This window comes from Winogradskyella psychrotolerans RS-3, from assembly GCF_000427335.1.
Taxonomy (GTDB): domain Bacteria; phylum Bacteroidota; class Bacteroidia; order Flavobacteriales; family Flavobacteriaceae; genus Winogradskyella; species Winogradskyella psychrotolerans.
On record NZ_ATMR01000128.1, the window covers coordinates 1 to 15,199 of the forward strand.

General features: G+C 33.3%; 14 protein-coding genes, 5 tRNA genes and 1 pseudogene. All 20 read left to right on the forward strand.

Annotation, left to right across the window (positions count from 1 at the left end):
* Positions 1 to 346: 346 nt before the first annotated feature.
* The 20 genes and pseudogenes from ADIWIN_RS13265 (at position 347) to rplA (ending at position 15,188) form a co-directional block, all read left to right on the forward strand.
* Positions 347 to 1,474, forward strand: a complete 1,128-nt coding sequence (locus ADIWIN_RS13265; RefSeq protein WP_020896652.1) for an FIST signal transduction protein — start codon at positions 347 to 349, stop codon at positions 1,472 to 1,474.
* 229 nt (positions 1,475 to 1,703) lie between these two features.
* The gene (locus ADIWIN_RS13270) at positions 1,704 to 3,197 is read left to right on the forward strand and encodes a PAS domain-containing hybrid sensor histidine kinase/response regulator (RefSeq protein ID WP_020896653.1); all 1,494 of its coding nucleotides are present in this window, start codon (positions 1,704 to 1,706) and stop codon (positions 3,195 to 3,197) included.
* Between the two features lie 33 nt (positions 3,198 to 3,230).
* Positions 3,231 to 4,508 carry a DUF2851 family protein gene (locus ADIWIN_RS13275; RefSeq protein ID WP_040757360.1) on the forward strand — a complete coding sequence of 426 codons (1,278 nt, stop codon included), beginning with the start codon at positions 3,231 to 3,233 and terminating at the stop codon, positions 4,506 to 4,508.
* 40 nt (positions 4,509 to 4,548) lie between these two features.
* Complete coding sequence (locus tag ADIWIN_RS13280; protein ID WP_020896655.1) at positions 4,549 to 4,776, forward strand: PspC domain-containing protein; 228 nt, start codon at positions 4,549 to 4,551, stop codon at positions 4,774 to 4,776.
* A 15-nt stretch (positions 4,777 to 4,791) separates the two neighbouring features.
* Positions 4,792 to 5,814: a potassium channel family protein gene (locus ADIWIN_RS13285; RefSeq protein ID WP_020896656.1), complete on the forward strand. Its 1,023-nt coding sequence runs from the start codon at positions 4,792 to 4,794 to the stop codon at positions 5,812 to 5,814.
* A 110-nt stretch (positions 5,815 to 5,924) separates the two neighbouring features.
* Positions 5,925 to 7,625 (forward strand): alanine/glycine:cation symporter family protein, encoded by a 1,701-nt coding sequence (locus ADIWIN_RS13290; protein ID WP_020896657.1) that lies wholly within the window; start codon positions 5,925 to 5,927, stop codon positions 7,623 to 7,625.
* Positions 7,626 to 7,642: 17 nt separating this feature from the next.
* Positions 7,643 to 8,530: a ComEA family DNA-binding protein gene (locus ADIWIN_RS13295; RefSeq protein ID WP_020896658.1), complete on the forward strand. Its 888-nt coding sequence runs from the start codon at positions 7,643 to 7,645 to the stop codon at positions 8,528 to 8,530.
* Positions 8,531 to 8,543: 13 nt separating this feature from the next.
* Entirely contained in the window at positions 8,544 to 9,710 is a 1,167-nt protein-coding gene (locus ADIWIN_RS13300) for an acyl-CoA dehydrogenase family protein (RefSeq protein WP_020896659.1), read from the forward strand.
* Positions 9,711 to 9,824: 114 nt separating this feature from the next.
* Positions 9,825 to 10,712, forward strand: coding sequence for a tyrosine-type recombinase/integrase (locus ADIWIN_RS13305; protein ID WP_020896660.1), 888 nt, complete (start codon positions 9,825 to 9,827; stop codon positions 10,710 to 10,712).
* 73 nt (positions 10,713 to 10,785) lie between these two features.
* Positions 10,786 to 11,088, forward strand: a complete 303-nt coding sequence (gene hpf, locus ADIWIN_RS13310) for a ribosome hibernation-promoting factor, HPF/YfiA family (protein ID WP_020896661.1) — start codon at positions 10,786 to 10,788, stop codon at positions 11,086 to 11,088.
* Between the two features lie 109 nt (positions 11,089 to 11,197).
* Positions 11,198 to 11,271 (forward strand) — tRNA-Thr (locus ADIWIN_RS13315).
* Positions 11,272 to 11,336: 65 nt separating this feature from the next.
* Positions 11,337 to 11,418: transfer RNA gene (locus tag ADIWIN_RS13320), tRNA-Tyr, on the forward strand.
* 141 nt (positions 11,419 to 11,559) lie between these two features.
* Positions 11,560 to 11,632, forward strand: a tRNA-Gly gene (locus tag ADIWIN_RS13325).
* A 70-nt stretch (positions 11,633 to 11,702) separates the two neighbouring features.
* A tRNA-Thr gene (locus ADIWIN_RS13330) sits at positions 11,703 to 11,774 on the forward strand.
* Positions 11,775 to 11,844: 70 nt separating this feature from the next.
* On the forward strand, positions 11,845 to 13,032 hold the full coding sequence (gene tuf / locus ADIWIN_RS13335; protein ID WP_020896662.1) for an elongation factor Tu: 1,188 nt from the start codon (positions 11,845 to 11,847) through the stop codon (positions 13,030 to 13,032).
* A gap of 63 nt (positions 13,033 to 13,095) precedes the next feature.
* A tRNA-Trp gene (locus ADIWIN_RS13340) sits at positions 13,096 to 13,168 on the forward strand.
* A 53-nt stretch (positions 13,169 to 13,221) separates the two neighbouring features.
* Entirely contained in the window at positions 13,222 to 13,416 is a 195-nt protein-coding gene (secE, locus tag ADIWIN_RS20105; protein ID WP_020896663.1) for a preprotein translocase subunit SecE, read from the forward strand.
* 20 nt (positions 13,417 to 13,436) lie between these two features.
* Positions 13,437 to 13,981, forward strand: a pseudogene (gene nusG / locus ADIWIN_RS13350) (transcription termination/antitermination protein NusG).
* A gap of 66 nt (positions 13,982 to 14,047) precedes the next feature.
* Positions 14,048 to 14,488, forward strand: a complete 441-nt coding sequence (gene rplK, locus ADIWIN_RS13355; protein WP_020896666.1) for a 50S ribosomal protein L11 — start codon at positions 14,048 to 14,050, stop codon at positions 14,486 to 14,488.
* A gap of 10 nt (positions 14,489 to 14,498) precedes the next feature.
* Positions 14,499 to 15,188, forward strand: a complete 690-nt coding sequence (rplA, locus tag ADIWIN_RS13360) for a 50S ribosomal protein L1 (RefSeq protein ID WP_020896667.1) — start codon at positions 14,499 to 14,501, stop codon at positions 15,186 to 15,188.
* Positions 15,189 to 15,199: the final 11 nt, after the last annotated feature.

Here is a 15,199-nt window from a genome sequence, read left to right on the forward strand (position 1 = left end):
TTTTTTGTGAAGTCATTTCGAGTGGACCGAAGCAATCTCTTACAAGTTATTTATTTACTCAAAGCTTTGATAATACGTTCTTAGTCAATTATGATATTTCGATAAAAACATACAGTTTAAACTTAATTTTACTTTTAAGTATTCAATATGTTTAGTAATAGTTAAAATAAAATAGTATCACATGTTGAAATAAAACTCTGATAATGAGAGCTTAAATATATGATTGTTAGGTTTATTATTTTTTCAGGAGGTATAGATGAAGTAAATATCAAAAATTTAGCATATATTCGTCTAAACGCATATTTCATCGTTAAATTGTGTTTATCCTAACCTAACTTACCCAAGAATGATTGTAGAGCAGTTATCTCTAAACGATTCAACATGGCATAATAGCATAAACAATATTGAGATTGTACCCAATGTAATCTTATTATTTGTGTCTCCTTTGTTTTATGCTAAAGCAGATTTGGTTAATCACTTATTGAAAATATACCCTGAGGTAGACCTCTTGGGGTGTTCTACTGCAGGTGAAATATCTGGAATTACGGTTTCTGACGAAACCGTATCATTAACGGCAATTAAATTTGAAAAAGTACAGCATAGATTAGAAACAGTCGAAGTAGGAAATAGAGACGAAAGTTTTAATGCAGGTTTTAGTTTAGCTCAAAAACTTAGGTCTAATGATTTAAAACATATTCTATTATTTAGTGATGGGCTTAATGTTAATGGTTCAGATTTGGTGTCTGGTTTAAGAAGTATGTTACCAGAAACGGGTATTACCGGAGCTTTAGCTGGAGATGGTTACAATTTTAAGGAAACCTTTGTGATTTCAAATGGTCTAATATCAGATGGCATTGTTGTTGGATTAGGCTTATATGGAGATCATTTAAAAGTGGGTTACAGTTCTAAGAGCGGATGGGATGGTTTTGGTATTGAGCGATTGGTAACTAAATCAGACAATAACGTATTGTACGAATTAGATGGTTTGCCGGCATTAAAAATTTATAAATCATTTTTAGGCGATAGGGTAACAGACCTGTCAAGAGGAGCTTTGCGTTTTCCGCTTAGCATACGTGTCAATGAAACTGAAGAACCAGTTGTTAGAACAGTTGTAAGCTTCAATGAAGAGCATCAAAGTTTAACGTTTACGGACAGAATACCTGAAGGTGCGTTAGTTCGTTTAATGAATTCTAATGTTAATCGATTAATTGATGGAGCAAAGGATTCTGCTAAAGAGGCTACTAATGTAATTAATAAAAATGCAGAACTAGCCATTTTAATCAGTTGTGCAGGAAGGCGATTAATGCTTAAACAGTTGGTTGAAGAAGAGGTTGATGCTGTTAGGAATATTATTGGAGAAAAGCCAAAAATCACAGGTATTTATTCTTATGGTGAAATAGGACCGTATAGAGAATTTGCACCATGTAAATTTCATAATCAAACTATAACAATTACAATATTATCGGAATGCTAAACGGTGATCGACATAGACTTTTAAGTAGGCAAATCGCTAAGGCAGGTTTTGACCCAGAAGATTTAGAAAAATTTAAATTTTTTTCGATGCTGTAAATGATGCCTATAATGGTTTTGATGATGATGTTAAAAATGCAGAAAATATTTTAGAAGAAAGCTCTAACGAACTTTTTAAAGCGAATCAAACTTTAAAATCTGAAGTTGTAAGAGCAGAATCTGAGATAAACATTATGGTTGATACGATTGAAGGTGTCATTTTTAAAACCGACATGGATGGCAATTTCAAGTATCTAAATAAAGGATGTTTAGAGTTAACAGGTATTTCAGCAGAAGACGCATTAAATAAAAATTATCTAGATTTTTTAATTGGTATTAATAATAGTGAAAACAAAAGACTTCAAACGTTTTTTTCGGACTACCATGAAGATTTTGTTACCCTGTTTAAATTTTTCAAACCCACAGGGGAGAAGGTATGGATTCAACTGCGTTTGGTGCTTACATACGATGATGATGGCTTAGCTAACGGCACTATTGGTACAATGACCGATGTTACGCAATTGAAGGAAACAGAAATTAAACTAAATCTAGCCAATAAAACTAAGGACGAATTTTTATCTACAATGTCACATGAAATCAGAACACCATTAAACGCCGTTATTGGTATGTCTGATATTCTATTAATGGAAAATTTTTTGCCAGAGCAATTAGAAAATCTTCAAGTATTAAAATATTCTAGTGAGCATTTATTAGCTTTAATTAATGATCTTTTAAATCTCAATAAATTTAAATCTAATGAAGTAAAATTAGCTGAAGATGATTTTAACCTTTCAGAACTAATTCAAAATATTCAATTACATTTTAAGCATACGGCGGTTAATAAGAGTCTAAGTTTTGAAACCATATTAGATAGCTGTATTCCTGCTGTTTTAAAAGGAGATAGTTTAAAACTATCTCAAGTCTTAAAAAACCTACTGAGTAATGCTTTTAAATTTACTCATAAAGGAGGTATTGTTTTTAAGGTAGAATTATTAAGTTCAGACTTAGATGTTACAATAATTAGATTTAGCGTAAAAGATTCGGGTATTGGAGTCTCTTATAATAAACAAAAAGATATTTTTAAAAGTTTTGTGCAAGCCAGTGATAACACGTCTCAATTATATGGTGGTTCTGGGCTTGGGTTATACATATGTAAAGAACTTTTAAGTATTCAATCTACAAGTCTGCAATTAGAAAGTGTTGAGGGAGAAGGGTCAAAATTTTGGTTTGATATTTCACTTAAAAATTCAGATAATGAAAGTGCTTTAAAACAAAATCATATATCAAAAACAAATCCAATTGCTTTAAAAGTGCTCGTAGCAGAAGATAACCAAATTAATGCTTTGGTACTTAAAAAGTTATTTAATAAGTGGGAAGTCACCTATGAAATAGCAAAAAACGGGCAAGAGCTTTTAGATATATATGATCAAAAAGATTTTGATTTAATTTTAATGGATTTGCAAATGCCAATATTAAATGGATATGACACCACTAGATTTATTAGAAAGATGAATGATAAAAGTAAATCTACAGTTCCAATTATTGCGCTTACTGCTTTTTCTCAGTCTGAAGTTAAAGAAAAGACAAAACGTTATAAAATGAATGGTTATCTCAGTAAACCATTTAATGTTAATGAACTGCATGAGCTTCTAAGTTTTTATAGTGTTAGAAAACAAGAAGCCGTTTAGAGGTTTTAATCTAAGATTTTAGTATTTTAGTACATGCAAGAAGACTTCCTTCATTACATATGGAAACATAAAGCCTTCAATACGTCTTTGTTACAAACAACAAAAGATGAGTCTATTGCTATTACTAATTTAGGCCAACACAATCATAATTCTGGTCCAGATTTCTTCAATGCGCAATTGAGTATTGCTAATCAGCTTTGGGCTGGTAATGTTGAAATTCATATTAAATCGTCGGATTGGTATGTGCATAATCATGAAGTTGATAAAGCTTATGATAATGTAATTCTTCATGTAGTTTGGGAGCACGATACCGAAATTTTTAGAAAAGATAATTCTGAAATTCCTACTCTAGAATTAAAACACTACGTTGATAAATCGCTACTCCATAAATATCAAAAACTGATGCAATCAAAATCGTGGATTAATTGCGAATCTGATTTCAATGGCGTTGATGATTTTCTACTTAATAATTGGTTAGAGCGTCTTTATATAGAGCGCTTAGAGGAGAAATCAAAAACTATTCAACACTTATTAGAATCTTCCAATAACGATTGGGAAACCGTGTTATTCAAAATGCTATTGAAAAACTTTGGTTTAAAAGTTAATGGTGATCCTTTTTTAAGTTTGGCAAATTCTTTTGATTTTTCTATAATTAGAAAATTGCAAAAGGATGTTTTAAATTTGGAAGCTTTGTTTTTTGGACAATCTGGTTTACTAGAAGAAAGTACTATTGAAGATATTTATTTTTTAGACCTTAAGCAGCGGTATGGATTCCTAAAACGAAAATTTGAATTAGATAACAATGGAGTTCTACCGTTACAGTTTTTTAGATTGAGACCGCCAAATTTTCCAACGATACGTTTATCTCAATTTGCTAATTTGTATAGTTCAGAACCGAATTTGTTTTCAAAAGTGATGGATTTAAATACACGACAGGAGTTTTATAACTTCTTAGATATAGGCGTTACGCAGTTTTGGATGACGCATTATACATTTGCAAAATCATCTAAGCCTTATAAAAAAGGAATCACCAAGTCTTTTATAGATTTATTAATTATTAATACAATTATTCCATTAAAATTCAGCTACGCAAAAGCACAAGGAAAATCGATTGAAGACACTATTTTTCAGCTTTTAAAAGACATTAAAATGGAAAACAATAGTATTGTGTCTAAATTTCTAGACTTAAAAACTATTGAGAAGAACTCCTTAAATTCTCAAGCTTTATTGCAATTAAAGCATCAGTATTGTGATAAAAATAAGTGTTTGCAATGTGCTATTGGTAATAGCTTTATCGTGAAAATTAAGTAACTTGCAACAAGTATCCTAAATAAACAATAGATATAAACGCATGAATTGGTTCTACAACCTCTTATTATATTTTCAAAAACGTGGCTATTATGTTTGTCAACGTATAGCAGATCGTTTAGGGATTAGAGCAAAAATTGTAAGAACTTCTTTTATATATCTTACGTTTGTTACTGTAGGTTTCGGATTTGCACTCTATTTATTCTTAGCCTTTTGGATGCGTATTAAAGATATCGTGTATACAAAACGGTCTTCAGTTTTCGATTTATAATTATGTTGATGTCATATGGATAATCCGTTATTAAAACTTTATAGGTCTAAGATCTACACAGCCATAATGATGTTGGTTTTGTTGCTTTGTATAGGCGTTTTAGGTTATAGATTTATTTCGGGGTATTTATGGCTAGATGCTGTTTATATGACGGTGATTACAGTAACAACTGTTGGTTTTGCGGAAGTCATCCCTCTCGATCCCGTTTCTAAAATTTTTACTATTTTTTTAATTTTAACCAGTGTGGTAATTGTTGGTTATGCCATTTCTATCATAACTGATTACATTCTTAGTAGAAATAATATGGAAGATATAAAACAACGTAAGATGCAAAAGAAAATTGATGCAATGCTCAATCATATCATTATTTGTGGTTATGGCCGTAACGGTAAACAAGCAGCAAAAAAACTAAGTGATTACGGAAAGCCTTTTGTAATTATAGAACGTAATAAAGATATTATTGAAAAATGTCAAGACGATACTATAGCTTTTATTGAAGGAAATGCCAACGAAGACGAAACCCTTTTTGCTGCAGGTATTGAAAAAGCGAGTACGCTAATTTGCGCCTTGCCAAATGATGCAGATAATTTATTTGTGGTATTATCGGCTCGGCAGATTAATGCTAAATTATCTATTATTAGTAGAGCTTCTGAGGAAACATCCTATAATAAATTGAAATTAGCAGGTGCTAACAATGTTATTTTACCAGATAAAATAGGAGGAGATCATATGGCATCTTTAGTGGTGATTCCAGATTTGGTAGAGTTTATCGACAACTTAGGTATTGTAGGAGAACGCAACATTAATATTGAAGAAGTTAAAGTAGAACAACTTTATAATATGAATGAAGTTAAAACAATAAGGGACTTGGATTTACGTAAAAACACGGGCTGTACAGTCATTGGTTTTAAGGATGATAAAGGCGAGTATATTGTGAATCCTGAAGCAGATACAAAATTAATTCCTGGCTCAAAAATCATTGTTTTAGGACGTCCAGAACAGATTATAAAATTGAATTCTGAGTACAATATTGAATAAGTAATACATTCATTTTATGAGTTGAGACTTTACAAGCTCAATTTTTTTTTGCATCTTGTCGTCTTTAAAACGCAATAACTAACCATAAAACTAACTAATAACTACAACTCATGAAGAAATATCTTCTATCAATTTTTACAATTTTATTACCCTTTTTGACTTTCGCACAAGAAACAACTTCCGAAAAAATTGATACTATTTTTAAGGATTACACAGGTTGGTTTGTTGAAGCTATTTTTTATGAAATTCCATTTTCGGAAACCTATAAAATTCCTTGGGTACTTATTGTATTAGTTGGAGGTGCTTTGTTTTTTACTATTTATTTTAAATTTATCAATATTACAGGTTTTAGAATGGCTATTAGAGTTGTTAGAGGACAGTATGAAGATATTGAAAAACATGGTGCTGATAATTTATATGGAGATAATGCATCAGAAAACTTAGCAGATATTCAGCAAATTGATGCTGATAAAATAAGTGCAGATACGCTTTACGGAGATAGTACAAGTAATGAAAAAGAAGATGTTATTGAAACGATAAGAGATGAAAGTGCAGACGGTGAAGTTTCGCACTTTCAAGCTTTAACAGCAGCACTGTCTGCTACTGTTGGTTTGGGTAATATTGCAGGTGTTGCCGTAGCCTTATCTATTGGTGGGCCTGGTGCAACATTTTGGATGATTGTTGCTGGTTTATTAGGTATGGCTTCAAAATTTGCAGAATGTACACTTGGTGTAAAATATAGAGATGTTGGTGAAGATGGTACCGTTTATGGTGGTCCAATGTATTACCTAACTAAAGGTTTAAAAGCCAAAGGTATGGGTGGTTTTGGTAAAGTATTAGCTGTATTATTTGCCATATTTGTTATAGGAGGATCTTTTGGAGGTGGAAATATGTTCCAAGCCAATCAAGCTGCTGCACAATTCGTTAAGGTATTCGATTTAGATCCAGCGTCTAACGCAGGTATGTATTTTGGTATGGTTATGGCTGTACTTGTGGCTATAGTAATTATTGGTGGAATTAAGCGTATTGCTAAGGTGACTGAAAAAGTAGTGCCGTTTATGGCTGGAATATATGTATTAGCGGCTTTAATAATTTTAGGAGCTAATTTTAGCTTAATTGATGATGCTTTCGCATTGATTTATCACGGAGCTTTTTCAGGACTAGGAATAGCAGGTGGACTTGTAGGTGTAATGATTCAAGGTATTAGAAGAGGTGCATTTTCTAACGAAGCAGGAGTTGGTTCTGCAGCTATTGCGCACTCTGCCGTACGTACAAAATATCCAGCTTCAGAAGGTATTGTGGCGCTTTTAGAACCGTTTGTAGATACTGTTGTAATTTGTACAATGACCGCTTTAGTAATTGTAATTACTAATTTTGATGGTCAATTTATGGAGTATGGAGTAGAAATTACAGAAGGTGTAGAACTTACAGCTATAGCTTTTGATTCTGTAATTCCACATTTCTCAATTATATTGACTATTGCAGTAATATTATTCGCTTTTTCAACTATGATTTCATGGTCGTACTACGGTATGCAAGGTTGGGTGTTTTTATTCGGAAAAGGTAAAATATCTGATTTAGCTTATAAAGTGTTGTTCTTATTCTTTGTTGTTGTTGGAGCGTCCATTAGTTTAGGTGCTGTTATTAATTTCTCTGATGCTATGATTTTTGCAATGGTAGTACCGAATATAATTGGTGTAATTATATTATCACCTATTATTAAAATGGAATTAAAGAAATACTACAAGGCAATTAATGTTAAGAATGATGCTATTGAAGAAGGTGCAGAAGATTTAAATGAAATATTATAAATAAACAATAATCTCATATGAAATCCCATTTCCAGTTTTCTAATCAACAGCGGAATGGGATTTTTCTATTGTTAGCAATTGTACTCATTGGTCAGTGTGTATATTGGTTTGCTCCCAATAGCTTTACGAGGTCTAATAAAGACCTTGCTGAAAATCAAAATCAATTAGAGGCTTTTAAAAACGAATTAGATTCACTTCGTTTGGTTGAACTAGAAAATAGTAAACCAAAAATCTATCCATTCAACCCCAATTACATTACAGATTATAAAGGCTATACTTTAGGAATGACCAATGAAGAAACCGATAGACTTCATAAATTTAGAGAAACAAATCAATGGGTGAATTCTGCCAAACAGTTTCAACACGTCACTAAAGTTTCAGATTCTTTTTTAGAAACTATTTCATCCTATTTTAAATTTCCAGAATGGGTAACGAATCCTAAACCAAAAACTCAAGCGTTTTCAAATTCCTATTCAAGTAACACAAAACCAAAATCATTTGATCAAAAAACAGATTTAAATAGCGCCACGGCTGCTCAATTAAAGAAAGTGTATGGAGTAGGTGAGAAGCTATCTGAACGTATTATTACCTATCGCACTAAATTTAGAGGTGGTTTTATTGCAGATATACAGTTGAGTGAAGTTTATGGTTTATCTCCAGAAGTTATAGAGCGTATTCAAAATGACTTCACGGTTAAAACACCACGAGCAATTAAAACCTTTAATATCAATACCGCAACTAGAGATGAATTAGTAACCATTCAGTATATAGATTATGAAGTCGCAAATAATATTATTGAAGAACGGACGCTAAGAGACGGCTTTAATTCTTTAGAGGATTTAACAAAAGTAGAAGATTTTCCTATCCAAAAAATCGAGATAATTAAGTTATATTTGCATCTCTAATAAACAATAATTTATGTCTAATTTATATTTCACTGAAGAGCACAATTTATTCCGGGAAAGTCTCAGGAGTTTCTTACAAAAAGAAGTGGTGCCGCATATTGACAAATGGGAAGAAACAGGTCACATAGAACGTTTCATCTGGAAGAAGTTTGGTGATATGGGATATTTTGGTTTGGCAACACCAGAAGCCTATGGTGGATTGGATTTAGATTTATTTTATACGGTGATTTTTCTTGAAGAATTACAACGCATCAACTCTGGTGGATTTGCAGCAGCAATGTGGGCACATGCTTATTTAGCAATGACACACTTAAACAAAGAAGGTAACCACGAGCAAAAAGAAAAATATCTTACACCAAGTGCATTAGGTGATGCTATAGGTTGTCTTTGTATTACAGAGCCTTTTGGCGGAAGTGACGTTGCAGGTATGCGAACAACGGCAGCTAAAAAAGGTGATACCTATGTAATTAACGGCTCTAAAACGTTTATTACCAATGGTGTTTATAGCGATTATTTAGTAGTTGCGGCTAAAACGAGTCCTGAATTAGGAAATAAAGGCATTAGTATTTTTGTAATGGATAGGGATACTCCTGGTATTTCTGCGACCAAATTAGATAAGTTAGGTTGGAGAGCGTCAGATACAGGGGAAATTGCATTTGATAATGTGGTGATTCCTGCTTCAAATATAATGGGAGAAGAAGGGCAAGGATTTCCATATATAATGCAACACTTTTCATTAGAGCGTTTAATTATGGGTGTAAATTCTCATGCTAGAGCACAATATGCTTTAGAATACGCAAAACAATACATGTCTGAAAGAACTGCTTTCGGAAGAACCATTGATAAATTTCAAGCCTTAAGACATACTTATGCAGATTGTGAAACACAAATGGAAATTTGTAAGCAATTCAATTATTACGTTGCTAAACGTTTAGATATGGGAGATTATGTTGTGAAAGAAGCGACGATGTCTAAGTTACAATCCACAAAGATGGCCGATGATGTTATTTACCAATGTCTGCAATTTTTAGGAGGTTACGGTTATATGGAAGATTATCCTTTAGCACGTATGTCTAGAGATAGTCGATTAGGACCAATTGGAGGAGGAACATCAGAAATACTAAAAGAAATCATTGCTAAAATGGTAATCGATAATAAAGATTATAAGCCAGCGACTTAATAGCGTATATAGAAATATATAATTTAAAATCCTGCTATTCGGCAGGATTTTTTTGTTCTTACTCAATATTAGTTGAAGTTAATAGTTATATTTAAAATTCATCAAACAAGTTTAATGAGCCTAAAATCGTTTTCAGATTATTTAGTACTAGAAAAGGCATATTCTAAGCACACAGTTTTAGCTTATACAAGAGATATTGAAAATTTTCAAGACTTTTTAAATCAGCATCACGATTCACAAAATGTAGCTCAAGTAGGTTATTCTGAATTAAGACAATGGATTGTTGCGTTGGTAGATCGTAAAATTTCTAACCGAACAATTAACAGAAAAGTATCATCATTAAATACGTATTATAAATTCTTACTTAAAACTGAAGATATTGATGTCAATCCTTTAAAAAAGCATAAAGCTTTAAAAGTAGGAAAGAAGGTTCAGCTTCCGTTTTCAGAGCAAGAATTAAAATCCGTGTTAGAAGACGCTATTGAAATCAATGATTTTGAAAGTGCCAGAAATCATTTGATTATCGAATTATTTTATGCAACAGGAATCAGACGTATTGAACTTGTAAACTTGAAGTTGTCAGATGTCGATAGTGGCAACCATCAAATAAAAGTAATTGGCAAACGCAATAAAGAACGTTACATTCCTTTAATAGATTCTATAACTAAATCTTTAATACGTTATTTAAGTTATAGAAGCGAATTAAATATAGAAGATAGGGAGGTTTTGTTTTTAACAAAAAAAGGTCTTAAAATTTACGAAAAGCTTGTTTACAGAATAATAAATAAGTATTTTAGTATAGCATCTACGAAAGCAAAATGCAGCCCTCATGTATTAAGACATTCGTTTGCAACGCACTTACTAAACCAAGGTGCAGATTTAAATGCAATAAAGGAACTTCTTGGACATACTAGTTTGGCAGCAACTCAAGTGTACACACACAATAGTATTGCCGAATTAAAAAAGGTACACGCCAAGGCACATCCCAGAAATCAAAGTTAAGTTCCACTTAACTTTTACAAATCCGTGTTAGGTTAAATCATCTAACGCTTATGTTTAATTTAAAATAAACGAAATGAAAGTAAACACCCAATCCGTAAATTTTACAGCAGATAGCAAATTAATTGAGTTCATTCAGAAACGAATGGATAAGCTAGATATGTTCTATGATAAAATAATTCAATCCGATGTATATCTGAAAGTTGAAAACACAAGCGATAAGGAGAATAAAATCTTTGAAGTTAAGCTTAGTGTCCCCGGGGATAGCTTTGTAGTGAAGAAACAATGTAAAACTTTTGAAGAAGGTGCAGATGCCGCAATTGCCTCATTAGGAAGGCAAATTAAAAAGCGAAAAGAAAAATTAAGGGCACATAGTTAAATTTTTTTAAAAAATGTTTTGAATAGTAAAATAAAGTCTTACATTTGCAGTCCGTTAGAAATAGCGGACTTTTTTATAGTCTCATTTAGATGATAAACAAGTAATAAAAGCCGATGTAGCTCAGCTGGCTAGAGCAGCTGATTTGTAATCAGCAGGTCGTGGGTTCGAGTCCCTCCATCGGCTCTTTAAGAGTTTAGTTTTTAGTAAAACAAACGCTTAATGTTTTTGAAATATTGAAATTAAGTTTTGGGGAGATACTCAAGCGGCCAACGAGGGCAGACTGTAAATCTGCTGACTACGTCTTCGCAGGTTCGAATCCTGCTCTCCCCACAAATATTTTTTAACGATTAGTTAATAAAAGTTATACCTTTGCAAAGCTAAAAGTAGAAAATGAACTAATCAACGCGCACAGCGAAGTGATTAAATTTGAAATATTGAAAACCATTAATTAAGTAAGATTAATTAAGAAATGCGAGAGTAGCTCAGTTGGTAGAGCGTCAGCCTTCCAAGCTGAATGTCGCCGGTTCGAACCCGGTCTCTCGCTCAAAATTTGCGAATTAAGACGCGTGATTTTCACTTCGTAAATCTAACCAATCGGTAATCGTAAATGAAATGCCGGTGTAGCTCAGGGGTAGAGCGTTTCCTTGGTAAGGAAGAGGTCACGAGTTCAATTCTCGTCATTGGCTCTTTTTTCTAAGATACATTTAGAATAACAATTGAACACTAATAATATAATAAGATTAAAATAAATTAAACATGGCAAAGGCAACTTTCGATCGTTCAAAACCGCACTTAAACATAGGTACTATTGGACACGTAGATCACGGTAAAACAACTTTAACTGCTGCTATTACTAAAGTATTAGCTGATGCAGGTTATTCTGAAGCAAGATCATTTGATCAAATTGATAATGCGCCGGAAGAAAAAGAAAGAGGTATTACAATTAATACTTCACACGTAGAATATGCAACAGCAAATCGTCATTACGCACACGTTGACTGTCCAGGTCACGCGGATTACGTAAAGAACATGGTTACTGGTGCTGCTCAAATGGACGGTGCTATTTTAGTTGTTGCTGCAACAGATGGACCTATGCCACAAACACGTGAGCATATCTTACTTGGTCGTCAGGTAGGTATTCCTCGTATGGTTGTATTCATGAATAAAGTGGATATGGTTGATGATGAAGAATTATTAGAATTAGTAGAAATGGAAATTAGAGATTTATTATCATTCTATCAGTATGATGGTGATAATGGACCTGTAATCGCTGGTTCTGCTTTAGGTGCACTTAACGGTGAACAAAAATGGGTAGATAGTGTATTAGAATTGATGGAATCAGTTGATTCATGGATTGAAGAGCCTACTCGTGATATGGATAAGCCTTTCTTAATGCCTATTGAAGATGTGTTCTCAATTACAGGTCGTGGAACTGTTGCTACAGGTCGTATCGAAACTGGTGTTGGTAATACAGGTGATCCAGTTGAGATTATCGGTATGGGTGCTGAGAAATTAACATCTACAATTACTGGTATTGAAATGTTCCGTCAAATATTAGATAGAGGTGAAGCTGGTGATAATGCTGGTATCTTATTAAGAGGTATTGAGAAGTCTCAAATCTCTAGAGGTATGGTTATTTGTAAGCCAGGTTCTGTAACACCACATGCTAAATTTAAAGCTGAGGTTTACGTTCTTAAAAAAGAAGAAGGTGGTCGTCATACACCATTCCATAATAACTACCGTCCACAGTTCTACGTTCGTACAACGGATGTAACTGGAAACATTATGCTTCCAGATGGTGTTGAAATGGTAATGCCAGGTGATAACTTAACTATTACTGTTGATTTAATTCAACCGATTGCAATGAACGTAGGTTTACGTTTCGCTATCCGTGAAGGTGGTAGAACAGTTGGTGCTGGTCAGGTTACTGAGATTTTAGACTAATCTATATAGTTAAAATATTTAATTAAGGTGTCTCGATAATTCGGGACGCCTTGATTATTGTTTACGGGTTTAGCTCAGTTGGTAGAGCACTGGTCTCCAAAACCAGGTGTCGTGAGTTCGAGTCTCTCAACCCGTGCAAAAAAGTATAAATGGATTATTTTTTTAATCCTTAATAAAAGTAATAATCAAATGGCAGGATTAATAACATATGTAAAGGAATCGTTTGGAGAGTTAAAGAACAATGTGTCTTGGACACCATGGCCAGAAGCTCAAAAATTAACAGTGATTGTTGCTGTGTTTTCAATTATTTTTTCATTAGCCATTTGGGGAGTTGATACTGTTTTTAGTAGAGCGGTAAAAGCTTATTTTGAAATGATTCACTAACAATTATACAAGAAGAGAGTATGTCTGATAAAAAATGGTATGTTGTTAGAGCGGTAAGCGGTCAAGAAAACAAAATCAAAACTTATATTGAAAATGAAATTTCAAGATTAGGTTTAGAAGATTTTGTTGATCAAGTTTTAGTCCCAACCGAAAAAGTAATTCAAATACGTAACGGAAAAAAATAAACAAAGAGAAGGTTTATTTTCCAGGTTACATTATGGTTCAAGCCAACTTAAGTGGTGAGATTCCTCACATTATTAAATCGATTACAAACGTTATCGGTTTCTTAGGTGAAACAAAAGGAGGTGATCCTGTACCGTTAAGACAATCTGAAGTAAACAGAATGTTAGGTAAGGTAGATGAATTGTCTGTAGAAGCAGATGCTAATGTAGCGATTCCATTTACAAAAGGGGAAACTGTAAAAGTTATCGATGGTCCATTCAATGGTTTTGATGGTACAATCGAGAAGATTAATGAAGAAAAGCGTAAGCTTGAAGTAATGGTTAAGATTTTTGGAAGAAAAACGCCATTAGAGTTAAGTTATATGCAAGTAGAAAAAGTTTAATAATTGTTACATAAAGAGCGTATTATCTATGCTTCCAATATAGATAAGCGTAATAAACATTAAAAAATGGCAAAAGAAATAGACAAAGTAGTTAAGCTACAAGTTCGGGGAGGTGCTGCGAATCCATCGCCACCGGTAGGACCCGCTTTAGGTGCCGCTGGAGTTAATATCATGGAGTTCTGTAAGCAGTTTAATGCTAGAACACAAGATAAACAAGGTAAAGTTTTACCTGTGGCAATCTCTGTTTACAAAGACAAATCATTTGACTTTGTAATCAAGACCCCACCAGCAGCAGTACAATTATTAGAAGCGGCCAAAGTAAAGAAAGGATCAGGAGAACCAAACCGACGTAAAGTAGCAAAAGTAACTTGGGATCAAGTAAAAGCGATTGCTGAAGACAAGATGGTAGATTTAAATGCCTTTGAAATCGGATCAGCTATGAAAATGGTTGCCGGTACAGCAAGATCGATGGGTATCACTGTTAAAGGAGGAGAAGCTCCAAACTAAATTTTTAGAAATGGCAAGATTAACAAAGAAGCAAAAAGAAGCAAGAGCAAAGGTTGATAATAACAAGATTTACTCTTTAGAAGAAGCTTCAGCTTTACTAAAAGAAATTACATACACAAAGTTTGATGCTTCTATCGATTTAGCGATCAGATTAGGTGTAGATCCACGTAAAGCCAATCAAATGGTTCGTGGTGTAGTTTCATTACCACACGGTACAGGTAAAGATATGAAGGTTCTTGCACTTGTAACTCCAGATAAAGAAGAAGAGGCTAAAGCAGCTGGCGCGGATTATGTTGGGTTAGATGAATACTTACAGAAAATTAAAGATGGTTGGACAGATGTTGACGTTATCGTTACTATGCCAAGTATTATGGGTAAGTTAGGACCATTAGGTAGAGTATTAGGACCAAGAGGTCTTATGCCTAACCCTAAGACAGGAACAGTAACTATGGATGTAGCTAAAGCAGTTGCAGAAGTAAAAGCTGGTAAGATAGATTTTAAAGTAGATAAAACAGGTATCGTACATGCACCGATAGGTAAAGCGTCGTTTGATACTGATAAAATTATTGGGAATGCTCAAGAATTATTATCTACAATTATGAAGTTAAAACCAACTGCTTCAAAGGGTGTTTATGTAAAGAGCATTTATATGTCTAGTACAATGAGCCCAAGTATAGCAGTTGATACAAAAATAGGATAGTAGTTAAACTT